This window comes from Streptomyces sp. LE64 (assembly GCF_052606915.1).
Genome location: NZ_CP199708.1, coordinates 836,006 through 858,959, shown reverse-complemented (window position 1 = coordinate 858,959; position 22,954 = coordinate 836,006). Strand labels below are relative to the sequence as shown.

The following is a 22,954-nucleotide window of genomic DNA, read 5'->3' as shown; positions in this document are numbered from 1 at the left end:
CATGCTCTCGGCCAGAAGCCTGTTCCAGGAGATCCTCGACAACGACGAGTCGTTCCGGCTGTTCTGTTCCATCGCGGCCAGCGGCGAATCCCAGGGCGGTTGGGAGAACGCCCGCATCGCCGCCCTCATCCCCGCCGCCGAACGCGACCTCGCCCCCAAGGTGGTGCGGCACGGCGCCGACGAGGACAAGCACGGGCGCATCTTCAACGCCCTGCTGAAGAAGCGCGGCCTCACCCCCGTCGACGTGCCCCGGGAGACCGACTACACGATGCTGCTGGAGGGCCGCGGCATCGGCCTCGCCCACGACAAGCTCCACCGGGACGAACCCCTGACAGTCCAGGACGTCGTCACCTACCTCTCCCACAGCCGCGTCACCGAGCAGCGCGCCTCCGAACAGATGGAACTGCTGCTGCGGCTCTTCGGCGACCACCCCGACCTCGGCCGCGCGGTCCGGATGATCTCCCACGACGAGGACAACCACCTCGCCTACTGCCACGAGGAACTGCTCCGCTTCGCCCGCGCCGGACACGGCCGGAACATCCAGCGGACCCTGCGGGAGTGCGCCCGGGCCGAGATCCTCGTCTACCGCGACGTCAGCCTCGCCGTCATGGCCCACATGGGACGCATCCTCGGCTGGTCCCGGGCCAAGGCCGCGGCCCTCGCCGCCGGCATCCACGCCGTGTACGCCTACGAGCGCGCGGTGGGTTGGCGACGGATGGTCTCCCTCAGCATGCCGGAACGCCGCGACGCCCTCGGCGGCCCCGCCACCGAGTTCGCCTGACCCCACCGGGCCCCGTCGACCTAGGCTGTCGGCATGCCCACGCTGATCCTCGTCCGGCACGGACGCTCCACCGCCAACGCCGCGGCCCTGCTCGCGGGCTGGACCCCCGGTGTGACCCTCGACGAACACGGCACCGCCCAGGCCGCCGGCCTGCCCGAGCGGCTCGACGGCGTCCCCCTCGCCGCCGTCGTCAGCAGCCCCCTCGAACGCTGCCGGCAGACCGCGGCACCGCTCCTCGCCGCCCGCCCCGGCCTGGTCGAGCACGTCGACGACCGCCTCGGCGAGGCCCACTACGGCGACTGGACCGGCCGCAAGCTGGCCGAGCTCAACGACGAGCCGCTGATGGCCGCCGTCCAGCAGCACCCCTCTTCCGTCGCCTTCCCCGGCGGCGAGTCGATGCGGGCCATGGCCACCCGGGCCGCCGAGGCCGTCCGGGAGTGGAACGTGCGGATCGTCGAGGAGCACGGCGCCGACGCCACCTACCTGGTGTGCTCGCACGGCGACATCATCAAGGCGCTGGTCGCCGACGCCCTCGGCCTCCACCTCGACCTCTTCCAGCGGGTGTCCGTGGAGCCCTGCTCCGTGACCGTGATCCGCTACACCCCCCTGCGCCCCTTCCTGGTCCGGCTCGGGGACACCGGGGACTTCGCCTCGCTCAAACCCCGCGACCACCCGCACCCCCCGGCCGCCGGCACCGACAGCACCGCGGAGGTGGGGGGAGGCGCGGGCGCGCCGTGATCGCCGGCCGCAGTAGGGTGAAGCGGTCGGAGCAACGCAGCCACCCCCGGTCGATCCCCTGATCGGCCCGTCGAGACCCCAAGGGAGACAGGACGTGTCCCGTCAGGTGTTCCTCTACGACCCGCCGGAGCGCTTCGTGGCCGGCACGGTCGGTCTGCCAGGGCGCCGCACCTTCTTCCTCCAGGCGTCGTCCGGCTCCCGGGTCACCAGCGTCGCCCTGGAGAAGACCCAGGTCGCCGCCCTCGCGGAACGCATGGACGAACTGCTGGACGAGGTCGTGCGGCGCAGCGGCGGCAGCGCGCCGGTGCCCGCCGTGGCGCCCGCCGAGGTCTCCGACACCGCCCCCCTCGACGCCCCCGTCGAGGAGGAGTTCCGGGTCGGCACCATGGCCCTGGCCTGGGACGGCGAGGAACAGCGGATGGTGGTCGAGGCGCAGGCGCTGGTCGAACTCGACGCGGAGTCCGAGGAGGACCTCGCGGAGGCCGAGGAACGCCTCCTCCAGGACGAGGAGAACGGGCCCCCGATGCTCCGCGTCCGGCTCTCCGGCGCCCAGGCCCGGGCCTTCGCCAAGCGGGCCCTGGAGGTCGTCAACGCGGGCCGTCCGCCCTGCCCGCTGTGCAGCCTGCCGCTCGACCCCGAGGGACACGTGTGCCCCCGCCAGAACGGATACCGTCGCCGGGCATGACCGTCACCGAGCTGCTCGCCCGGGGCGAGCTGACGGTCCGCGGACGCATCCAGGAGGCGTCCAACGCCGCCCTGTACTGCACGGTCGAACACGACGGAGAGCGGGCCGCCTGCATCTACAAGCCCGTCGCGGGGGAGCGCCCGCTCTGGGACTTCCCCGAGGGCACCCTCGCCCAGCGGGAGGTGGCCTCCTACGCGGTGTCCGAGGCCCTCGGCTGGGACCTGGTGCCGCCCACCGTGCTGCGCGGGGGCCCGTACGGCGAGGGCATGTGCCAGTTGTGGGTCGACGGCGCCCCCGGGGCGACGGGGGAGGAGCTGCTGGCCCTCGTCGACGCGGACGAGCCGGAGCCCGGCTGGAAGGCGATCGGCCGTGCCGACGTCGGCGGTGGCCGCACCGCGCTGCTGGTGCACGCCGACGACGCCCGGCTGCGCCGGCTCGCCGTCCTGGACGCCGTGATCAACAACTCCGACCGCAAGGGCGGCCACCTGCTGCCCGCTGCGGACGGGCACCTCTACGGCATCGACCACGGAGTGACCTTCCACACGGACGACAAGCTGCGCACCCTGCTGTGGGGCTGGGCGGGGGAGCCGCTGACCGGGGAGGCCGTGGCGGCGCTCACCGCCCTCGCCGCCGCACTGGAGCCCGGCGAGCCCCTGGCCACACGGCTGGGGGCGCTGCTCGCGGGGCCGGAGATCGAGGCCACCCGGGCCAGGGTGGCCGCCCTGCTGGCGTCCGGCACCCACCCCGTGCCCGGCGGCCAGTGGCCCGCGATCCCGTGGCCGCCGGTGTAAACCCCCGGCCGCCCGGTGTAGCGGACGCACCGTCCGGTTACGCTCATGTCATGCATGCCTGGCCCGCTTCAGAGGTCCCCGCCCTGCCCGGTCGGGGCCGCGACCTCCGGATACACGACACCGCGACCGGCGGCCTCGTCACCGTCGCCCCCGGTCCCGTCGCCCGCATCTACGTCTGCGGGATCACCCCGTACGACGCGACCCACCTGGGTCACGCGGCGACCTACAACGCGTTCGACCTCGTCCAGCGCGTGTGGCTCGACACCAAGCGCCAGGTCCACTACGTCCAGAACGTCACCGACATCGACGACCCGCTGCTGGAGCGGGCCGAACGCGACGGCGTCGACTGGGAGGCGCTCGCCGACCGCGAGACCACCCTCTTCCGCGAGGACATGACCGCCCTGCGGATGCTCCCCCCGCAGCACTACATAGGCGCCGTCGAGGCCATACCGGGCATCGTCCCCCTGGTGGAACGCCTCCGGGACGCCGGCGCCGCCTACGAACTCGACGGCGACGTCTACTTCTCCGTCGAGTCCGACCCGCACTTCGGCGAGGTGTCGCACCTCGATGCCGCCGCCATGCGCCTGCTCTCCGCCGAACGCGGCGGCGACCCCGACCGCTCCGGCAAGAAGAACCCGCTCGACCCGATGCTGTGGATGGCCGCCCGCAAGGGCGAACCCCACTGGGACGGCGGTTCCCTCGGCCCCGGACGGCCCGGCTGGCACATCGAGTGCGTGGCCATCGCCCTGGACCACCTCGGCATGGGCTTCGACGTCCAGGGCGGCGGCTCCGACCTGGTCTTCCCGCACCACGAGATGGGCGCCTCGCACGCCCAGGCGCTCACCGGCGAGCACCCCTTCGCCCGGGCGTACGTGCACGCCGGGATGGTCGCCCTGGACGGCGAGAAGATGTCGAAGTCCCGGGGCAACCTGGTCTTCGTCTCCACCCTGCGCCGCGAGGGCGTCGACCCGGCCGCGATCCGGCTCGCCCTGCTCGCCCACCACTACCGGGCCGACTGGGAGTGGACCGACGAGGTCCTCCGGGAGGCGGTGGCCCGCCTCGGACGCTGGCGCGCCGCGGTGTCCCGTCCCGACGGGCCGCCGGCCGAGGCCCTGGTCGAGGAGGTCAGGGCGGCCCTGTCCGAGGACCTGGACGCCCCCGCCGCCCTGGTCGCCGTCGACCGCTGGGCCGCGGTGCAGGCCGAGCACGGCGGCACCGACGAGGGCGCGCCCGGGGTGGTCTCCCGCGCCGTCGACGCCCTGCTGGGCGTCGCCCTGTAACCGTCCGGCGTGGCACCCGACCGGCCGGGCCCGCTCCATGGAGCGGGCCCGGCCGGGCTCAGCCCCCCACCTCCCGCAGCCGTCGCCGCAGGTGGTCCCGTTCCGGCTCGGTGCCGGCGAGGGCGAGGGCCGCGCGGTAGGCCGCGGCGGCCTCGGCGCGTCGGCCGAGCCGTGCCAGCAGTTCCGCACGGGCTGCGGGGTAGGGGTGGTGGCGGCGCAACCGGGGTTCCTCGGCGAGGGCGTCCAACAGTTCGAGCCCGGCTCCGGGGCCGTCCCGCATGGCCACCGCCACCGCCCGGTTCAGCGCGACGACCGGGGACGGGGCGAGCGCCGACAGCACGTCGTACAGGGCCACGATCTGCGGCCAGTCGGTGCCCGGCACGTCGGGCGCCTCGTCGTGCAGTGCGGCGATCGCGGCCTGCACGGCGTAGGGTCCGGGCGGGCCCGGGACGAGCGCCGGGGGCACCAGGGCGAGCCCTTCCTCGATCATCGGCCGGTCCCAGCGCCCACGGTCCTGGTCCGCCATCAGAACCAGGGCGCCGTCCGGGCCGGTGCGCGCCGCCCGCCGTGCGTGCACCAGCAACATCAGCGCCAGCAACCCCGTGACCTCCCGTTCCCCGGGGAGCAGTCCGCGCAGCAGCCGGGTCAGCCTGATCGCCTCCTCGGCGAGGTCCGACCTCTGCAACCGTGGCCCGCCGCTGGCCGCGTACCCCTCGGTGAAGAGGGAGTAGAGCACCTGGAGCACTCCGGGCAGCCGTTGCGGCAGTTCGTCGGGGCCCGGCACCCGGAACGGGATGCGGGCCTCGCGGATCTTCTTCTTGGCCCGGACGATCCGCTGGGCCGTCGTCGTCTCCGACGCGAGCTGGGCCCGGGCCACCTCCGGGGTGGTCAACCCGGCGAGGCAGCGCAGGACCAGGGCGCCCCGGGCGTCCGCGGGCAGCGCCGGATGGGTGCAGGTGAAGAACAGCTGCAACCGCTCGTCGGGCAGGTCCCGGTCCGCGTCGGCCGGCGGGGCCGGGGCGGACCGGTCGGCGTCGACCCCCAGGACCGCGAGCCGGGCCGCGTACGTCCGGTCCCGCCGCAGCCGGTCCACGGCACGGCGCCGGGCCGTGGTCAGCAGCCAGGCGCCCGGCCGGCGGGGGACCCCGTCCACGGGCCAGTGCCGCAGGGCCGCTTCGACGGCCTCGGCGGCGACCTCTTCGGCCAGGTCGAGGTCCCCGAACCGGCTGACGAGGGAGGCCAACAGCCGTCCGTGCTCCTCGCGGAACACCTTCTCCACCGCCCGGTCGGCGGCGCTCCGGTCCGTGCCCGCCGCGGTCGTCGTCCCCTCAGTCACCGAAGTCGCCGTCGCCGGCCACCGGCCGGACCACGACGGCACCGTCGCCGCGGGCCCCGGGACAGCGGGCGGCCCAGTCCAGCGCGGTGTCCAGGTCGGGCACGTCGATGACGTAGAAGCCACCGAGGACCTCGCGGCTCTCCGCGAACGGCCCGTCGGTCACGCTCCGCCCGCCCGCGGCGTCGACCCGCACGGTGGTGGCGGTGACGAGGTCCGCGAGGGCCTCGCCCGACACGTAGATCCCCGCGTCCCGGACGGCCTCGGTGTAGGCGATCCACTCCGCGACCTCGCATCCGGGGTCGGCGGCGGCACCGTCCGTCGTTCCCTCGGCGCCCGCCTGGATCAGCAGCATGTACTTCACGGTCGGTCTCCCGTCGTCATGGTGTCCGGCGGCCGACCCGCCGTACACCCTTACGACGAACGGGACCCCACCGGATCGACAACCCCGCCGGGAAATTCTTCCGGACCCGGAGGACGACCGGGCCGGGCTCAGTCCTCCGGCGTCGGGTCCGGGCCGTCCGGGCCGTCCTCCGAGCCGGACGGGGCGTCCCCGCCGCCGTCCTTCGGCTGGTCCTGGGCCGGGGGCTGCTCCTCGTTGCCGGGCTCCACCGGCTCCGCGGGCTCGCTCCCCTCGGCCGCCCGTTGCGGTCGGGGCGGACGGGTGCGCTCGCCAGGCGTCTCCCGCAGGTACGCGCCGGCTTCGCCCTCGGTCGCGAGACCCGGTGCGGTGGCCGCGGAACCGCCGCCGCCGTCCCGGCGCCGCAGATAGCGCTCGAACTCGCGGGCGATGGCCTCGCCGGACGCCTCCGGCAGTTCCGCGGTGTCCTTGGCCTCCTCCAGGGTCTGGACGTACTCCGCCACCTCGGAGTCCTCGGCGGCGAGCTGGTCCACCCCGAGCTGCCAGGCCCGGGCGTCCTCCGGCAGCTCCCCGAGCGGGATGCGCAGGTCGATCAGGTCCTCCAGCCGGTTCAGCAGGGCCAGGGTCGCCTTCGGGTTCGGGGGCTGCGAGACGTAGTGTGGGACGGCCGCCCACAGGGACACCGCGGGGACCCCCGCGTGGGTGCACGCCTCCTGGAGGATGCCGACGATCCCGGTCGGGCCCTCGTACTTGGTCTCCTCCAGGTCCATGGTGCGGGCCAGGTCCGGATCGGAGGTGACCCCGCTGACCGGCACCGGCCGGGTGTGCGGGGTGTCACCGAGCAGGGCGCCCAGGATCACCACCAGCTCCACGCCCAACTCATGCGCGAATCCCAGCAGTTCGTTGCAGAAGGACCGCCACCGCATCGAGGGTTCGATCCCCCGGACCAGGACCAGGTCCCGCGGCTTGTCCCCGCCGATCCGCACCACGGAGAGCCGGGTCGTCGGCCAGGTGATCTTCCGTACGCCGCCGTCCAACCACACCGTGGGACGATTGACCTGGAAGTCGTAGTAGTCCTCCGCGTCGAGCGCGGCGAAGACCTCGCCCTTCCACTCCTTGTCCAGGTGCGCCACCGCGGTGGAGGCGGCGTCACCGGCATCGTTCCAGCCCTCGAACGCGGCCACCATGACCGGGTCGATCAGCTCGGGTACCCCGTCGAGCTCGATCACCCAGCGCCTCCTTCCGACAAGCCCTTGCGTACGCCCCAACCTTACGGCCATCGGAGCACCCCACCGCAGGGCCCTTGCACGGGGGAGTGAACGGACACTGCCCCGGTCAACGCCCCGTGACACCCGGCACGGCGAACCGGCACACCGGCTGCACGAACCGTTTCCGCAGTGCTTCCACCGGCACGGGGCGGGACCTGCCCGGTCCGGTACCGCGGGGGCGCGCCCGGGCCGCCCGGCGCGGGGTCCGCCGCCGGGGGCGACGGCGGACCCCGCGCGCCGGTTCAGCGGCGGGCGTCCAGCAGCCGCCGGGTGCGGGCCCGGACCTCCTCGGTGTCCAGTCCGCGGACGGTCAGCGTGGTCCTGCGGCGCAGCACGTCGTCGACGGTCACGGCCCACTCGTGGTCGCGGGCGTACACCACCTGGGCCCACACCTCGGGAGCGTCCGGGTGGATGCGCTCGGCCAGCGCGGGGTCCTCGTTGGCGAGCCGGGCCACGTCGAAGGCGAGGGAACCGTAGTGGGTGGCCAGGTGGCGGGCGGTGTCGGCGGCCATCCGCGGGCCCGGTGCGGGGCCGTCGACCAGCAGCCGGTGCGCCACCGCCCGGGGGTTGGCGATGCCGGGCAGCGGCAGCCGGCCGGGCAGTGCCGACACCGGTTCCATGTCCTCGCCCAGCGGTCGGCCGGGCAGCGCGGCCAGCTTCTCCACCACGGTCCGGCCGATGTGCCGGAACGTGGTCCACTTGCCGCCGGCCACCGACAGCATGCCGCCGCGGCCCTCGCTGACCACGGTCTCCCGCTTGGCCTTGGAGGTGTCGCCCGGCCCGCCCGGCAGCACCCGCAGCCCCGCGAAGGCGTAGGTGATCAGCGAGCGGTCCAGCTGGCGGTCCCGCACCGAGAAGGCGGCCTCGTCGAGGATCTGGGCGGTGTCCCGCTCGGTCACCGCCACGTCCGCCGGGTCGCCCTCGAACGCCTCGTCGGTGGTGCCGAGCAGCAGCATGTCCTCCCAGGGCAGGGCGAAGGTGATGCGGTACTTGTCGATGGGCGTGGCCAGTGCCGCGCGCCAGGGTGAGGTGCGCTTGAGGACCAGGTGGGCGCCCTTGGAGAGCCGTACCGAGGGGGCTGCGCCCGGGTCCTCCATCCGCCGCAGGCGGTCCACCCACGGACCGGTCGCGTTGAGCACCAGCCGCGCGTCCACGCCGAACTCGGTGCCCTCCAGCCGGTCCTTGAGTTCGGCTCCGGTGACCCGGCCCCGGGTGAAGCGCAAGCCGGTGACCTCGGCGTGGTTGAGGACCACCGCTCCGGCCTCCACCGCCGCGCGCACCGTCATCAGGGCCATCCGCGAGTCGTTCATCTGGCCGTCGCCGTAGACCGCGACCGCCTTCAGGTTCTCGGTGCGCAGCTCCGGCACGTCCCGCCGGGCCCGGGCGGGGGAGAGCAGGTGGCCGACGCCGTCGCCGAAGGCGGAGAGCGCCGAGTAGGCGAAGACGCCCGCGCCGAGCTTGGCCGCGCCGTGCGGGCCGCCCTTGTAGACGGGGAGGTAGAAGGTCAGCGGGTTCGCCAGGTGGGGCGCCACTTCGCGGGAGACCGCACGTCGTTCCAGGTGGTTCTCGGCGACCAGCCTCACGGCGCCGGTCTGGAGGTAGCGCAGCCCGCCGTGGAGCAGTTTGGAGGAGGCGGAGGAGGTGGCGCCGGCGAAGTCGGCGGCGTCCACCAGGGCCACCCGCAGTCCGGACTGGGCGGCGTGCCAGGCGGTGGAGATGCCCAGGATGCCGCCGCCGATGACCAGGAGGTCGTACGTCGCCCGTGACAACTGCTCCCGGGTCTGCGCGCGGCTGGGGGTGGAGCCGGCGGGCGGGTGCAGTCCGAGGGTGGGGTAGGCGGCGCCCGGTCGGGTGGTCATGGTGGTGCTCCTCGTCGTGCGGGGCGCCGCCGGGGGTGGCCCGGCGGCGCCGGGGGTCAGCTCTCTTCTGCGTGGTCGATCCAGCCCATGGACCGTTCGACGGCCTTGAGCCAGCTCTTGTACTCGCGCTCCCGCTTCTCCGCGTCCATGCGGGGCGTCCACTCGGCGGCCCGGCGCCAGTTGGCGCGCAGGGCGTCGGTGTCCGGCCAGAAGCCGACCGCGAGGCCGGCCGCGTAGGCCGCGCCGAGGCAGGTCGTCTCGGCGACCATGGGCCGCACCACGGGCGCGTCCAGGACGTCGGAGAGCGTCTGCATCAGCAGGTTGTTGGAGGTCATGCCGCCGTCGACCTTGAGCGCGGTCAGTTCGACGCCGGAGTCCTTGGTCATCGCGTCGGTGATCTCCCGGGTCTGCCAGGCGGTGGCCTCCAGCACGGCGCGGGCGAGGTGGGCCTTGGTGACGTACCGGGTCAGGCCGGCGATCACCCCGCGGGCGTCGGAGCGCCAGTACGGGGCGAAGAGCCCGGAGAAGGCGGGGACGAAGTAGGCGCCGCCGTTGTCCTCGACGGAGGAGGCCAGGGTCTCGATCTCCGCCGCGGAGTTGATCAGGCCCATCTGGTCGCGCATCCACTGCACCAGGGAGCCGGTGACGGCGATGGAGCCCTCCAGGGCGAACACCGGGTCCTGTTCGCCGATGCGGTAGCCGACCGTGGTGAGCAGGCCGGAGTAGGAGTTGATCCGCTTGTCGCCGGTGTTCATCAGCATGAACGTGCCGGTGCCGTAGGTGGACTTGGCCTCGCCGACGTCGAAGCAGGTCTGTCCGAACAGGGCCGCCTGCTGGTCGCCGAGGGCGGAGGCGACCGGGATGCCGCCGAGCAGTTCGCCGAGGGCGCCGCCGGTGACCTCGCCGTACACCTCCGAGGAGGAGCGGATCTCGGGCAGCATCTGCATCGGCACCCCGATGGACGCCGCGATCTTCGGGTCCCACTGGAGGGTGTGCAGGTTCATCAGCAGGGTGCGGGAGGCGTTGGTGACGTCGGTGACGTGCCGCCCGCCGTCGACGCCGCCGGTGAGGTTCCAGATCACCCAGCTGTCCATGGTGCCGAAGAGGATGTCCCCGGCTTCGGCGCGCTCCGCGAGCCCCGGCACGTTCTCCAGCAGCCAGCGGGCCTTGGGCCCGGAGAAGTAGCTGGCGAGGGGGAGGCCCGTCTCGCGGCGGAACCGGTCTTGGCCGACGTTGCGGCCCAGTTCCTTGCAGAGCCCGTCGGTGCGGGTGTCCTGCCAGACGATGGCGTGGTGCACCGGCTCGCCGGTGTTCCGGTCCCACAGCAGCGTGGTCTCGCGCTGGTTGGTGATGCCGATGGCGAGCACGTCCTGTCGGGTGATGCCCGCCTTGCGGATCGCTCCGGCGACGACCTCCTGCACATTGGTCCAGATCTCGGTGGCGTCGTGCTCCACCCAGCCGGGCTTGGGGAAGATCTGTTCGTGCTCCTTCTGGTCGACGGAGACGATCCGGCCGTCCCGGTCGAAGACGATGCAGCGGCTGGACGTGGTGCCCTGGTCGATCGCGGCGATGAACGGTCCGGCGGGGGCGGTGGCGGCGTCGGTCACGGTTCTGCTCCTGGTTCCGGGCCCCGGGCGGTCGGCCCGGGCCGTGCGTGTCTCGCTGGTTCTGGTGCGCGCGGGTCTCGGTGACTACGCGAAGGCGATGTTGTAGATACCGCCCGCGGCGGCCCCGCCAATCAGCGGGGCCACCACGGGTACCCATGCGTAGCTCCAGTCGGACCCGCCCTTGTTGGGCAACGGGAGCAGGGCGTGGACGACGCGGGGGCCGAGGTCGCGGGCCGGGTTCATGGCGTAGCCGGTGGGGCCGCCCAGGGAGAGGCCGATGCCCACCACGACCAGGGAGGTGATCAGCGCCCCGAGGACGCCGAGCCCGTCGCCGTCCGCGTTCAGGCCCTGGGTGAGGATCGCGAGGACCAGGACGACGGTGGCGAGGACCTCGGTGGTGACGTTCTGCACCGCGTTGCGGATCTCCGGGGCGGTGGAGAAGATCCCGAGGACCGGGCCGGGCGCCGCGGGGTCCCGGGTGCCGGGTGCTCCGACGAGGTCCCGGTCGGTCAGATGCGCCTGGAAGTGGCCGTAGTACGCGAGCCACACGAGCACGGCGCCGAGCATCGCGCCCAGGAGCTGGGCGGCGGCGTAGGCGGGGACGTCGCCCCATGCGGTACCGCCCTGGACGGCGAGGCCCAGGGTGACCGCGGGGTTGAGGTGGGCCCCGGAGACCCCGCCGGCGAGGTAGGCCGCGGTCATCACCGCGAGGCCCCAGCCGAGGACGATCACCAGCCAGCCGGTGTCCCTGGCCTTGGACCGCTTCAGGGTGACCGCGGCGCACACACCACCGCCCAAGAGGATGAGGACGGCGGTGCCTATCGTCTCGCCGATGAAGATGTCGGAGGTGGACACCCGCGACTCCTTTGTTGCTTGTGTCGCCACACTCTAACGCCTATTGCCGTTAGGTGTTCGACAATGCCGACCGATGGACGGGAGTCTCGCCGGGCGTCATCGGCGCGTCAAGGGTTCCGTCATCGCCGAGCGCGTCCCCCGGCGGTCTCGGTGGTGGGTGTGCAGGCGCGTCCGCGCAGGGCGGAGCGCCCCCCGCCCGCGGGGCGGGGGGAGAGAGGAGGAGGGGGGCGGCCCGGGGTCAGAAGCGGCCCGCGCCCAGGTCCCGGGAGACCGACCGGGCGCACTCGCGCACCGAGGCGATCAGCTCGGGGCGCAGTGCGCCGTCCGCTTGGCGGACCCGCTCCACCGCGCCGGTGACGCCCACCGCGCCCACCGGCATCCGGCGCCGGTCGTGGATCGGCGCCGCCACCGAGGCCACGCCCTCCCAGGTCTCCTCGACGTCGGAGGCGTACCCCCGGGAGCGGGTCAGGTCGAGCAGGCCCTCGAAGCCCTCCGCGTCGCACACCGTCCGCGGGGTGAACGCCTTGCGCTCCCCCTCCAGCGCCTCGCTGTGCGCCACCGGGTCGTAGGCCGCGAGCACCTTGCCCAGGGCCGTGGAGTGCAGCGGCTGCATCGCCCCCACCTCCAACACCTGTCGGCTGTCGTCCGGACGGAACACGTGGTGCACGATCAGCACCCCGTGCTGGTGCAGCACGCCGAGGTACACGCTCTCGCCGCTGGACCGGGCGAGGTCGTCCGTCCACACCAGGGCGCGCGCCCGCAGTTCGTGGACGTCGAGGTAGGTGGTGCCGAGCCGCAGCAACTCGGCGCCCAGCTGGTAGCGGCCGGACGCCTGGTCCTGCTCGACGAAGCCCTCCGACTGGAGGGTCCGCAGGATGCCGTGGGCGGTGCCCTTGGCGAGGCCGAGGGCGGAGGAGATGTCCGAGAGGCCGAGTCGTCGCTCACCGCCGGCGAGCAGGCGCAACACCGCCGCGGCCCGTTCGAGCGACTGGATGTTCCTGGCCATCGCAGCCTTCTCCGTTCTCTGGTCCACTCGCCGCCGCCCGCGTAGCACGTTCGACGATGCTGAACAGTATCGGTCTTCGTCGTCCGGGGATGTCGAACGGTCCACGTATGTTTCCACCCGCCCGGAGGCGAGGGTGACACCCGATGCCACCACCGCCGGACGTCCGCCGCCCCGGCGGCGCGCGGACCGCCCCGGTCCGCATCCGCCGCGCTCCCGGCCGCCGGGCGCGCGCGACCCGGTGGATCGGGTGCGGAGCACGCCACCCGAGCGGCCGACCGAATGCCCTCGATCGGCCCAGCCGGCGGCCGTCCCGCCGGCCCCGAACCGGTGACCACGGGAAGCCGCCCCGCGTACGCCCCAAGGGGGGCGTGCGCCCTGTGTGCACGTCCGCCCCGTGGACGCGCCCCGCGCGCTCCCCGGCCTCCCGGTTACCCTGGGCACGTGCGACTTCCCCGTGGAGTCGCAAAGCCGACAGCCGTCGCATCCCAGGGAGCCCCTCACATGGCCTCGTCGCCCCACCCGTCCGCCGTGCCCGCCGACAGCCGAGCCCGCACCGACGCCCTGCGAGAAGCCCTCGCCAGCCGTGTCGTGGTCGCGGACGGCGCCATGGGCACGATGCTCCAGGCACAGGACCCCACCCTTGCGGACTTCCAGGACCTCGAAGGCTGCAACGAGATCCTCAACGTCACCCGCCCCGACATCGTCCGCACCGTCCACGAGGCGTACTTCGGGGTCGGCGTCGACTGCGTCGAGACCAACACCTTCGGCGCCAACTACTCCGCCCTCGGCGAGTACGACATCCCCGAGCGGGTGTTCGAGCTGTCCGAGGCGGGCGCCCGCATCGCCCGCGAGGTCGCCGACGAGTTCACCACCGCCACCGGCCAGCAGCGTTGGGTGCTCGGCTCCATCGGCCCCGGCACCAAGCTGCCCACCCTGGGACACGCGCCCTTCACCACGCTGCGCGACTACTACCAACGCAACGCGGAGGGACTCATCGCCGGCGGGGCGGACGCCCTCATCGTCGAGACCACCCAGGACCTGCTCCAGACCAAGGCGTCCATCCTCGGCTCCCACCGCGCACTGGAGGCCACCGGCGGCCGGCTGCCGATCATCTGCTCGGTGACCGTCGAGACCACCGGCACCATGCTGCTCGGCTCCGAGATCGGCGCCGCGCTCACCGCCCTGGAGCCGCTCGGCATCGACATGATCGGGCTGAACTGCGCCACCGGCCCCGCCGAGATGAGCGAGCACCTGCGCTACCTCGCCCGCAACTCCCGCATCCCGCTCTCCTGCATGCCGAACGCGGGTCTGCCCGTGCTCGGCAAGGACGGCGCCCACTACCCGCTCGGCGCCCCCGAACTCGCCGACGCGCAGGAGACCTTCGTCCGCGAGTACGGGCTCTCCCTGGTCGGCGGCTGCTGCGGCACCACCCCCGAGCACCTGCGCCAGGTCGTGGAACGCGTCCGCGGCGTCACCCCGCCCGCCCGTGAACCGCACCCGGAGCCCGGCGCGGCCTCGCTGTACCAGACGGTGCCCTTCCGACAGGACACCTCGTACCTCGCCATCGGCGAGCGCACCAACGCCAACGGCTCCAAGAAGTTCCGCACCGCCATGCTCGACGGACGCTGGGACGACTGCGTGGAGATCGCCCGGGAGCAGATCCGCGAGGGCGCCCACATGCTCGACCTGTGCGTCGACTACGTGGGCCGCGACGGCGTCGCGGACATGGCGGAACTGGCCGGCCGCTTCGCCACCGCCTCCACCCTGCCGATCGTCCTGGACTCCACCGAGGTCGAGGTCATCCGGGCCGGGCTGGAGAAGCTCGGCGGACGGGCCGTCATCAACTCGGTCAACTACGAGGACGGCGACGGCCCCGAGTCCCGGTTCGCCAGGGTCACCGCACTCGCCCGGGAGCACGGCGCCGCCCTGATGGCCCTGACCATCGACGAGGAGGGGCAGGCCCGCACCGTCGAGAAGAAGGTCGAGATCGCCGAGCGCATCATCGACGACCTCACCGGCAACTGGGGCATCCACGAGTCGGACATCCTCATCGACACCCTGACCTTCACCATCTGCACCGGTCAGGAGGAGTCCCGCAAGGACGGCGTCGCCACCATCGAGGCCATCCGCGAACTCAAGCGCCGCCACCCCGACGTGCAGACCACCCTCGGGCTGTCCAACATCTCCTTCGGCCTCAACCCGGCCGCCCGACTGGTCCTTAACTCCGTCTTCCTCGACGAGTGCGTCAAGGCCGGCCTCGACTCGGCCATCGTCCACGCCTCCAAGATCCTGCCCATCGCCCGGCTCGACGAGGAACAGGTCAAGGTCGCCCTCGACCTGGTCTACGACCGCCGGGCCGAGGGGTACGACCCCCTCCAGCGGCTGCTGGAGCTCTTCGAGGGCGTCGACACCAAGTCGATGAAGGCGGGCAAGGCCGAGGAACTCGCCGCGCTGCCGCTGGACGAGCGCCTCAAGCGCCGCATCATCGACGGCGAGAAGAACGGGCTGGAGGCCGACCTCGACGCCGCGCTCGCCGAACGTCCGGCGCTCGACATCGTCAACGAGACCCTGCTGGACGGCATGAAGGTCGTCGGCGAGCTCTTCGGCTCCGGCCAGATGCAACTGCCGTTCGTGCTCCAGTCCGCCGAGGTCATGAAGGGCGCGGTCGCCTACCTCGAACCCCACATGGAGAAGTCGGACGCGGAGGGCAAGGGCACCATCGTGCTCGCCACCGTCCGCGGGGACGTCCACGACATCGGCAAGAACCTCGTGGACATCATCCTGTCCAACAACGGCTACAACGTCGTCAACATCGGCATCAAGCAGCCCGTCTCCGCGATCCTGGAGGCCGCCGAGGAGCACCGCGCCGACGTCATCGGCATGTCCGGCCTCCTGGTGAAGTCCACCGTGATCATGAAGGAGAACCTGGAGGAGCTGAACCAGCGCGGGCTCTCCGCCGACTACCCGGTCATCCTCGGCGGCGCCGCCCTCACCCGCGCCTACGTCGAACAGGACCTGCACGAGATCTACGAGGGCGAGGTCCGCTACGCCCGGGACGCCTTCGAGGGCCTACGGCTGATGGACGCGCTGATCGCCGTCAAGCGCGGGGTGCCGGGTGCGGTGCTGCCCGAGCTCAAGCAGCGCCGGGTGCGGGCGACCGCCTCCCCGGTCGCGCAGGACCTGCCCGAGGAGGGCACCGTCCGCTCCGACGTCGCCACCGACAACCCGGTCCCGACCCCGCCGTTCTGGGGCACCCGGGTGGTCAAGGGCATCCAGCTCAAGGAGTACGCCTCCTGGCTGGACGAGGGCGCCCTGTTCAAGGGGCAGTGGGGGCTGAAGCAGAACCGCGCCGGTGACGGCCCCAGCTACGAGGAACTGGCCGAGACCGAGGGCCGCCCCCGACTGCGGGGCTGGCTCGACAAGCTCCAGACCGCGAACCTGCTGGAGGCGGCCGTCGTGTACGGCTACTTCCCGTGCGTCTCCAAGGGCGACGACCTGGTCGTCCTGGACGAGCAGGGCAACGAGCGCACCCGCTTCACCTTCCCGCGCCAGCGCCGGGGCCGGCGCCTGTGCCTGGCCGACTTCTTCCGCCCCGAGGAGTCCGGCGAGGTCGACGTGGTGGGCCTCCAGGTCGTCACCGTCGGCTCCCGGATCGGCGAGGCCACCGCCGAACTCTTCGAGGCCAACGCCTACCGCGACTACCTGGAGCTGCACGGGCTCTCCGTGCAGCTCGCCGAGGCCCTGGCCGAGTACTGGCACGCCCGGGTCCGCTCCGAGCTGGGCTTCGCCGGGGAGGACCCGGCCGGCATCGAGGACATGTTCGCGCTGAAGTACCGCGGGGCCCGCTTCTCGCTCGGCTACGGGGCCTGCCCCGAGCTGGAGGACCGCGCCAAGATCGCCCGGCTGCTGGAGCCGGAGCGGATCGGCGTGCTCCTCTCCGAGGAGTTCCAGCTGCACCCCGAGCAGTCCACCGACGCCATCGTGATCCACCACCCGGAGGCGAAGTACTTCAACGCCCGCTGAGCCGGGTCGACCGGTGCGGCCGGTGGCGTCCCCCACCCGGACGCCACCAGCCGCGCACCCGGTTTCCGGCCTGCGGGCCGGACGGACCGGGACCGGCCCGCTTCCGTCCGGCGTGCCGCGCCCCGAGGTCGTACACTGGTCTGTCCAGTGCAGGCCGGCTGCCCGTTCGTGAGATCCTCCGCGGAACCGCAGCCGGCCTCTTCGTCCCTCCCGGAGGTGCCCGGATGACCACCACGGTTCCCGCGTTCGGCAGTCGACCTTCCGACGGTTCCGCGCTCCAGGCCGTCCTCCTCGACATGGACGGCACGCTCGTCGACACCGAGGGCATCTGGTGGGAGGCGGAGGCGGAGGTCTTCGCCGCGCTCGGGCACCGGCTGGACGACGCCTGGCGCACGGTCGTGGTCGGCGGCCCCATGTCCCGCAGCGCGGGGTTCCTCATCGAGGCGACCGGCGCCGACATCACGCTCCCCGAACTGACCGTGCTGCTCAACGAGGGCTTCGAGCGGCGCATCAGCCGAGCGCTGCCGCTGATGCCGGGCGCGACGCGGCTGCTCGCCGAGCTGGCCGCCCACCGGGTCCCCACCGCCCTGGTCTCGGCCTCGCACCGCCGGGTCATCGACCGGGTCCTGCACTCGCTCGGACACGAGAACTTCCACCTGACGGTCGCCGGGGACGAGGTGGAGCGGACCAAGCCCTTCCCGGACCCGTATCTGCGGGCAGCGGCGGGGCTGGGCGTCGACCCGACCCGCTGCGCCGTCGTCGAGGACGCCGCCACCGGGGTCGCCGCCGCCGAGGCCGCGGGCTGCCGGGTGGTGGTCGTGCCCTCGGTCTCCCCGATCCTGGCCGCCGCCGGCCGCACGATCGTCACGTCCCTGGAGGACGTGGACCTGGCCTTCCTCCACGACCTGATGAGCCCGAACTGACCCCCCGTCCTCCCGGGAACCGCCGCCGGGGGCCGCGCCCGCCGTCACCGTGGGTGTCGGCGGGAGGCGGCCGCAGGCGCCTCCGACCGGTGGGCTTCCGACCGTTCCCACCCCCGCGCAGGTGATGAAACCATCAACTGTGCATGTCATGTGACCGGTTCGGGTGGAATGTTCCGGTGGATCGGGGGAGGGCCCGACGGATCGCCGTGCCCAACCCTGTGAGCTTTGACACATCGCTGGGTGTGATCGGGACGCCCACCCCCTGCGGAGCGTCTCCGGGGGCGACCCGCGGTCGGGTCCATGTGTCCCGATTGGGGGGAGGGTGCACGATACCTTCCGCCGCCCCGCTGTTCGGTCCGTCGACCGCCGGTTCCGGAGCGTGATGGAGGAGGGGAACCGCCCGGTCCGGGCAAAGGGGCGCATCGGACTAGGGTCGTCGCCAGAACATCACCGGAATCCCTGACGCCGCCCACACCCCCCGCCGACGTCCGGGAGCAACCGCTCTGGAGAACCCCGCCCATGAACCGCAAGACGTTGGTGTTGCCGGCCGTCCTCGGCCTGTTCACTCCGGTCCTCGTCGGATGCGGCGAGCCGGGCGGCGGGGACCGGAAGGGTCACGCGATCACCGTCGGCACCACCGACTCCTTCGCGGCGACCGAGCACTCCCCGGGTCCCCTCGACCCGGCGCACGCCTACGACGCGGGCTCCTGGAACCTGCTGCGGCAGACCCTCCAGACGCTGATGACGATGGAACGGGGCGGCGGCGAACCGGTGCCGGAGGCGGCCGAGAGCTGTGCCTTCACCGACACCGGCAACGAGCGCTACGAGTGCACCCTGCGCGACGGCCTCACCTTCGCGGGCGGCGAAGCCGTCACCGCGACCGACGTCAAGTACTCCATCGACCGGGTCCTGGGCATCAAGTCGTCCAGCGGTGTCGCCAGCCTGTTGAACACCATCGACACCGTCGAGACCCAGGGGTACAAGAAGGTCATCTTCCATCTGAAGACCCCCGACGCGACCTTCCCGTTCAAGCTCGCCACCCCCGTCGCGGGGATCGTGCACCCCGAGGAGTACCCCCGTGACCGGCTCCGCGAGGGGTTCCGCGTCGACGGTTCCGGGCCGTACACCCTGGAGGCCGAGACGAAGGACGGCCGCCTCACCAAGGCCGTGTTCACCAAGAACGAGAAGTACCAGGGCCAGCACACGCCCAAGAACGGCAAGGTCGAACTCCGTCCGTTCGTGGACGCCGGGGCCATGGGCGCGGCGCTCGACGCGGGCGAGATCGACCTGATGACCCGCACCATGTCCCCGGAGCAGATCAAGAAGCTGTCCGACGGCGCCGACGAGGACGTCAAGCTGGTCGAGACGCCCGGGCTGGAGATCCGCTACCTCGGCTTCAACACCGAGGCGCCCGGGGTCCGCAAGAAGGCGGTCCGGCAGGCCATGGCCCAACTCGTCGACCGCGGCGCACTGACCTCCACCGTGTACGGGGAGATGGCGGACCCGCTGTACTCCCTGGTTCCGGTCACCCTCCCCGGACACTCCAGCGCCTTCTTCAACCGGTACGGCGCACCGAGCACCGACAAGGCCCGCTCGATCCTGAGCAAGGCGGGTGTCACCACACCGGTCAAGCTCACCCTGCACTACACCACCGACCACTACGGCCCCGGCACCGCGAAGGAGTTCGCGGTGCTGAAGAAGCAACTCAACGCCAGTGGTCTGTTCGACGTCGAGGTCAAGGGCACGGAATGGAAGAAGTTCCGCGCCGAAGAACTCGACGGTACGTACGCGGTGTACGGCCTCGGATGGTTCCCCGACTTCCCCGACGCCGACAACTTCCTCGCCCCCTTCCTCGACAAGGGAAACTTCCTCGCGCTGCCGTACGTGAACAGCGCCATCCGTGACGACCTGATCCCCCGGTCGCGCCGGGAGGCCGACCGCACGGGCGCGTCGCGCAGCATCGAGGAGATCCAGGACATCGTCGCCGAGGACGTTCCCGTACTGCCCCTGTGGCAAGGCCGGCAGTACGTGGCCGCGCGCGACGACGTCCAAGGAGCCGAATGGGCACTCGACTCCTCGTCGAACCTTCAGTTGTGGGAGCTGAGCCGCGGAGTCAGCGGCTGACTCCCTCTGACCCCCCCAAGGTAGATAGTGAAGAAGCGCACCCAGTGGTCCGCCCTGTCCGTCGCGACGGGACTGGCCGCCGCCACCCTGACCGGCTGCGGCACGGAGAACGGCGGTTCCGGTAGCGGTGGTTCCGTCGTGGTCGGCATGTCCGACGACGTACAGTCCACCGACCCGGCCGCCGGATACGATCCCGGCTCGTGGCTGCTGTTCAACAACGTGTTCCAGTCCCTACTGAGCTTCCCCGTCGGCAGCACCGAACCGGAGCCGGAGGCGGCCGAGCGCTGCGGCTTCACCGACGTGGAGACCAAGGTGTTCGAGTGCATCCTGCGCAAGGACCTCAAGTTCAGCAACGGCAACGAGCTGACCTCGGCCGACGTGAAGCACTCCTTCGACCGCATGATGCGCATCAATGACGATGCCGGCCCGGCGATCATGTTCCCCATGCTCGACGAGGTCGAGACGCCCGACGCCCGTACGGTCGTCTTCCGGCTGAACGTCCCCGACGCCACCTTCCCCAGCAAGATCGCTTCCGGTGCCGGTTCGATCGTGGACCGCCGCGAGTACCCCGCGGACAAGCTGCGCACGGACGGCGAGGCGGTCGGCTCTGGCCCCTACACGCTCGACTCCTTCGCCGAGGACCGGGCGGAGTTCTCCCGCAACGACGCGTACCGGGGCACCGCCAAGCTCCGCAACTCCAAGATCACCCTGCGGCTCTTCCGCGGCGACCAGAAGGCGTTGAAGCGCGCGCTGCTCGGCAAGGAGGTCGACGTCGCCTACCGCGGCCTCGCGGCCAAGGACATCGCCGAGATCGAGACCGACACCAGCACCGCCTCCGGCATCGACGTCGTCGCCGGGAGCAGCGCCGAGGTGCAGCACCTGGTCTTCAACCTGAAGGACCCGGTGGTCGGGAAGAAGGGGGTTCGCAAGGCGATCGCCTACCTGATCGACCGCGAGGCCCTCGTCCAGGAGGTCTACGACTCCACCGCCGAACCGCTGTACTCCATCATCCCGGCCGGGATCACCGCCCACAACACGGCGTTCTTCGACGAGTACGGCAGCCGTCCGCAGCGGGCCAAGGCCAAGGCGGCGCTCGCCGAGGAGGGCATCACCGACAAGGTGAAGCTGACCCTGTGGTCGACGCCGGTGCGCTACGGGCCCTCCACCGACGAGGAGTTCAAGGCCATCGCCCGGCAGTTGAACGACAGCGGGCTGTTCGACGCCGAGGTCCGGTCGATCGAGATCGACCGGTACGACGAGGCCATCGCCGCGAACAAGTACGGCGTGTACGTGAAGGGCTGGGTGCCGGACTACCCGGACCCGGACAACTTCACCCAACCCTTCTTCGGCAAGGGCAACGTGCTGGGCAACAACTACGAGAACCGCACCATCACCGGGGACCTCATCCCGGCGACCGCCGCCGAGAGCAACCGCGGCGCCACCAACGACGAGTACGGCGAACTCCAGCAGATCGTGGCGCGCGAGGTGCCCATCGTCCCGCTCTGGCAGGCCAAGCAGTACGCGGTCGTCCAGGACGGCGTCTACGGGCTGGAGAACTGCCTCGACGCCTCCACGGTGTTCCGCTTCTGGGAGATCAACAAGAGCTGAGCCACCGGCTGCCGACGGGCCGGGTCGGGACCCCCGGGGGTCCCGACCCGGCCCGTTCGCGTGGCATCCGGGCGGTCACTGGGCGCCGGGGCGCACCAGTCCGCTCTCGTAGGCGTACACCGCGGCCTGGACCCGGTCCCGCAGGCCCAGCTTGGTCAGCACGTGGCCCACGTGGGTCTTCACCGTGGTCTCGCTGACGAAGAGTTCCGCCGCGATCTCCGCGTTGGACAGTCCGCGCGCCACCAGCTTCAACACCTCCACCTCGCGGTCGGTGAGCGTGTGCAGGGTGTCGGGCACCGGCTCGTCCCCCGAGGGGAGGTGGTCGGCGTACTTGTCGAGCAGCCGGCGGGTGATGCTCGGCGCGAGCATCGCCTCGCCCGCCGCCACCACCCGGATCGCCTGGACCAACTCGTTCGCCGGCGCGTCCTTCAGCAGGAAGCCGCTCGCCCCCGCCTTGAGCGCCTCCACCACGTACTCGTCGAGGTCGAAGGTGGTCAGCACCAGGACCTTGGCCGGCCCGTCCCGATCGGGGCCGGTGATCTGCCGGGTGGCCTCCACCCCGTCCATGCGGGGCATGCGGATGTCCATCAGGACCACGTCGGGCTGGAGCGCGCGCACCTGGTCGAGCGCCTGGAGGCCGTCCCCGGCCTCGCCGACGACCGCGAGATCGGCCTCGGCCTCCAGAATCATCCGGAACCCGGTGCGCAGCAGCGGCTGGTCGTCGACGAGTAGGACACGGATGGCCACGTGAGTCTCCTTCGGCTAGTCCGGGCCCATTCTGCCCTGTTCGGGGCCGTTCGCCGGTGCCGCCCCGGACTCCCCGCCCGAGGCCGCGTCCCGTGGCCCGAGCGCCAGCGGATACGGCGGGGGAGTGCCCCCGAACTCCGGGCAGACCGCCCGGTGGTCGCACCAGCCGCACAGCTTGGTCCGCCGGGGGCGCCAGTCGCCGGTCTCGGTGGCCTGCCGGATCGCCTCCCACAGGGCGTGCACCTTGCGCTCCACCCGCTCCAGGTCCGCGACCACCGGGTCGTAGGTGAGGACGTCGCCGCTGCCCAGGTAGACCAGTTGCAGACGCCGCGGCACCAGGCCCTTGAGGCGCCACACCACCAGCGCGTAGAAGGTCATCTGGAAGATCGCGCCCTCCGCGTACTCGGGGCGCGGAGCCTTGCCGGTCTTGTAGTCGACGATCCGGACCTCGCCGGTGGGGGCGACGTCGACCCGGTCGATGATCCCCCGCAGCCGCAGGCCGGAGGGAAGCCGCGCCTCCACGAACAGTTCGCGCTCGGCGGGCTCCAGCCGGGTCGGGTCCTCCAGTGTGAACCACCGCTCGACCAGGGACTCCGCCTCCGCCAGCCACCGGGCCAGCCGGTCCGCGTCGCCGGTGCCGTCCGGGTCGGGCTCCGCCGCGTCCTGCGGGGCCGCGAAGAGGTCGGCCAGCTCCGGCCTCGCCGTGCGCATGCGCTCCCACTGGCCGGGAACCAGCGCCTTCGCCCGCGGCGCCGTACGCTCGATGGCAGGAGCGTCAAACAGCCGTTCCAGCACGGCATGGACCAGGGTGCCGCGCGTCGCCGCCGCGCTGGGCTTCTCGGGCAGCTTGTCGATCACCCTGAAGCGGTACAACAGCGGACACTGCATGAAATCGCTCGCACGGGACGGCGACAACGAATCCGGGCGCGCGGGTGCCACGGCCTCGCCGGTACGGGTCTCCATGG

Annotated in this window: 18 protein-coding genes; 9 read left to right on the top strand and 9 right to left on the bottom strand. The window is 72.3% G+C overall.

All coding sequences use genetic code 11. The features are described from left to right. Position 1 precedes the first annotated feature (1 nt). The 5 genes from ACSMX9_RS03750 to mshC all read left to right on the top strand — a co-directional run bounded on the left by ACSMX9_RS03750 (position 2) and on the right by mshC (position 4,275). Positions 2–781, top strand: a complete 780-nt coding sequence (locus ACSMX9_RS03750; protein ID WP_351242674.1) for a ferritin-like domain-containing protein — start codon at positions 2–4, stop codon at positions 779–781. A gap of 33 nt (positions 782–814) precedes the next feature. Continuing rightward, entirely contained in the window at positions 815–1,519 is a 705-nt protein-coding gene (locus ACSMX9_RS03745) for a histidine phosphatase family protein (RefSeq protein WP_445399947.1), read from the top strand. A gap of 94 nt (positions 1,520–1,613) precedes the next feature. After that, complete coding sequence (locus tag ACSMX9_RS03740) at positions 1,614–2,204, top strand: DUF3090 domain-containing protein (RefSeq protein WP_351242670.1); 591 nt, start codon at positions 1,614–1,616, stop codon at positions 2,202–2,204. Next, the gene (locus tag ACSMX9_RS03735; protein ID WP_445399945.1) at positions 2,201–2,995 is read left to right on the top strand and encodes an SCO1664 family protein; all 795 of its coding nucleotides are present in this window, start codon (positions 2,201–2,203) and stop codon (positions 2,993–2,995) included. The genes ACSMX9_RS03740 and ACSMX9_RS03735 overlap by 4 nt, the downstream gene beginning before the upstream one ends. Positions 2,996–3,045: 50 nt before the next feature. Continuing rightward, entirely contained in the window at positions 3,046–4,275 is a 1,230-nt protein-coding gene (mshC, locus tag ACSMX9_RS03730) for a cysteine--1-D-myo-inosityl 2-amino-2-deoxy-alpha-D-glucopyranoside ligase (RefSeq protein ID WP_445399943.1), read from the top strand. A 58-nt stretch (positions 4,276–4,333) separates the two neighbouring features. Here mshC and ACSMX9_RS03725 read toward each other — a convergent pair whose 3' ends face one another. The 7 genes from ACSMX9_RS03725 to ACSMX9_RS03695 form a co-directional block, all read right to left on the bottom strand. After that, positions 4,334–5,611, bottom strand: coding sequence for an RNA polymerase sigma factor (locus tag ACSMX9_RS03725; protein ID WP_445399941.1), 1,278 nt, complete (start codon positions 5,609–5,611; stop codon positions 4,334–4,336). Beyond that, positions 5,604–5,972, bottom strand: coding sequence for a YciI family protein (locus ACSMX9_RS03720; protein WP_351242662.1), 369 nt, complete (start codon positions 5,970–5,972; stop codon positions 5,604–5,606). Before ACSMX9_RS03720 ends, ACSMX9_RS03725 begins: the two co-directional genes overlap by 8 nt. Positions 5,973–6,100: 128 nt before the next feature. Beyond that, on the bottom strand, positions 6,101–7,198 hold the full coding sequence (locus ACSMX9_RS03715; RefSeq protein WP_445399939.1) for a PAC2 family protein: 1,098 nt from the start codon (positions 7,196–7,198) through the stop codon (positions 6,101–6,103). A gap of 281 nt (positions 7,199–7,479) precedes the next feature. Beyond that, positions 7,480–9,096, bottom strand: a complete 1,617-nt coding sequence (locus tag ACSMX9_RS03710) for an FAD-dependent oxidoreductase (RefSeq protein ID WP_445399937.1) — start codon at positions 9,094–9,096, stop codon at positions 7,480–7,482. 56 nt (positions 9,097–9,152) lie between these two features. Next, positions 9,153–10,703, bottom strand: coding sequence for a glycerol kinase GlpK (glpK, locus tag ACSMX9_RS03705; RefSeq protein ID WP_445399935.1), 1,551 nt, complete (start codon positions 10,701–10,703; stop codon positions 9,153–9,155). A gap of 84 nt (positions 10,704–10,787) precedes the next feature. Continuing rightward, positions 10,788–11,558, bottom strand: coding sequence for an MIP/aquaporin family protein (locus tag ACSMX9_RS03700; RefSeq protein ID WP_445399933.1), 771 nt, complete (start codon positions 11,556–11,558; stop codon positions 10,788–10,790). 238 nt (positions 11,559–11,796) lie between these two features. Continuing rightward, positions 11,797–12,564: an IclR family transcriptional regulator gene (locus tag ACSMX9_RS03695; RefSeq protein ID WP_445399931.1), complete on the bottom strand. Its 768-nt coding sequence runs from the start codon at positions 12,562–12,564 to the stop codon at positions 11,797–11,799. Between the two features lie 501 nt (positions 12,565–13,065). On the opposite strand from ACSMX9_RS03695, the gene metH reads away from it, so the two are divergent. The 4 genes from metH (at position 13,066) to ACSMX9_RS03675 (ending at position 21,242) form a co-directional block, all read left to right on the top strand. Then, positions 13,066–16,587, top strand: a complete 3,522-nt coding sequence (metH, locus tag ACSMX9_RS03690; RefSeq protein WP_445399929.1) for a methionine synthase — start codon at positions 13,066–13,068, stop codon at positions 16,585–16,587. A 224-nt stretch (positions 16,588–16,811) separates the two neighbouring features. After that, a complete protein-coding gene (locus ACSMX9_RS03685) occupies positions 16,812–17,510 on the top strand; it encodes an HAD family hydrolase (RefSeq protein WP_351242648.1) in 699 nt (232 codons plus the stop codon). 519 nt (positions 17,511–18,029) lie between these two features. After that, entirely contained in the window at positions 18,030–19,634 is a 1,605-nt protein-coding gene (locus ACSMX9_RS03680) for an ABC transporter substrate-binding protein (RefSeq protein ID WP_445399927.1), read from the top strand. Positions 19,635–19,661: 27 nt separating this feature from the next. Next, positions 19,662–21,242 carry an ABC transporter substrate-binding protein gene (locus ACSMX9_RS03675; RefSeq protein ID WP_445399925.1) on the top strand — a complete coding sequence of 527 codons (1,581 nt, stop codon included), beginning with the start codon at positions 19,662–19,664 and terminating at the stop codon, positions 21,240–21,242. 75 nt (positions 21,243–21,317) lie between these two features. On the opposite strand, the gene ACSMX9_RS03670 is transcribed toward ACSMX9_RS03675, so the two are convergent. Both ACSMX9_RS03670 and ACSMX9_RS03665 read right to left on the bottom strand, forming a co-directional pair. Next, positions 21,318–21,989, bottom strand: a complete 672-nt coding sequence (locus tag ACSMX9_RS03670; protein WP_351242642.1) for a response regulator transcription factor — start codon at positions 21,987–21,989, stop codon at positions 21,318–21,320. Positions 21,990–22,004: 15 nt separating this feature from the next. Then, positions 22,005–22,952, bottom strand: coding sequence for a RecB family exonuclease (locus tag ACSMX9_RS03665; protein ID WP_445399923.1), 948 nt, complete (start codon positions 22,950–22,952; stop codon positions 22,005–22,007). Between the last annotated feature and the right edge of the window lie 2 nt (positions 22,953–22,954).

Excerpts from the sequence above, each read along its gene's own strand:
- ACSMX9_RS03680 (WP_445399927.1), top strand. The coding sequence starts at position 18,030 with ATGAACCGCAAGACGTTGGTGTTGCCGGCCGTCCTCGGCCTGTTCACT.
- ACSMX9_RS03695 (WP_445399931.1), bottom strand. The coding sequence starts at position 12,564 with ATGGCCAGGAACATCCAGTCGCTCGAACGGGCCGCGGCGGTGTTGCGC.
- ACSMX9_RS03685 (WP_351242648.1), top strand. The coding sequence starts at position 16,812 with ATGACCACCACGGTTCCCGCGTTCGGCAGTCGACCTTCCGACGGTTCC.
- ACSMX9_RS03735 (WP_445399945.1), top strand. The coding sequence starts at position 2,201 with ATGACCGTCACCGAGCTGCTCGCCCGGGGCGAGCTGACGGTCCGCGGA.
- ACSMX9_RS03750 (WP_351242674.1), top strand. The coding sequence starts at position 2 with ATGCTCTCGGCCAGAAGCCTGTTCCAGGAGATCCTCGACAACGACGAG.
- ACSMX9_RS03665 (WP_445399923.1), bottom strand. The coding sequence starts at position 22,952 with ATGGAGACCCGTACCGGCGAGGCCGTGGCACCCGCGCGCCCGGATTCG.
- mshC (WP_445399943.1), top strand. The coding sequence starts at position 3,046 with ATGCATGCCTGGCCCGCTTCAGAGGTCCCCGCCCTGCCCGGTCGGGGC.
- metH (WP_445399929.1), top strand. The coding sequence starts at position 13,066 with ATGGCCTCGTCGCCCCACCCGTCCGCCGTGCCCGCCGACAGCCGAGCC.
- ACSMX9_RS03710 (WP_445399937.1), bottom strand. The coding sequence starts at position 9,096 with ATGACCACCCGACCGGGCGCCGCCTACCCCACCCTCGGACTGCACCCG.
- ACSMX9_RS03745 (WP_445399947.1), top strand. The coding sequence starts at position 815 with ATGCCCACGCTGATCCTCGTCCGGCACGGACGCTCCACCGCCAACGCC.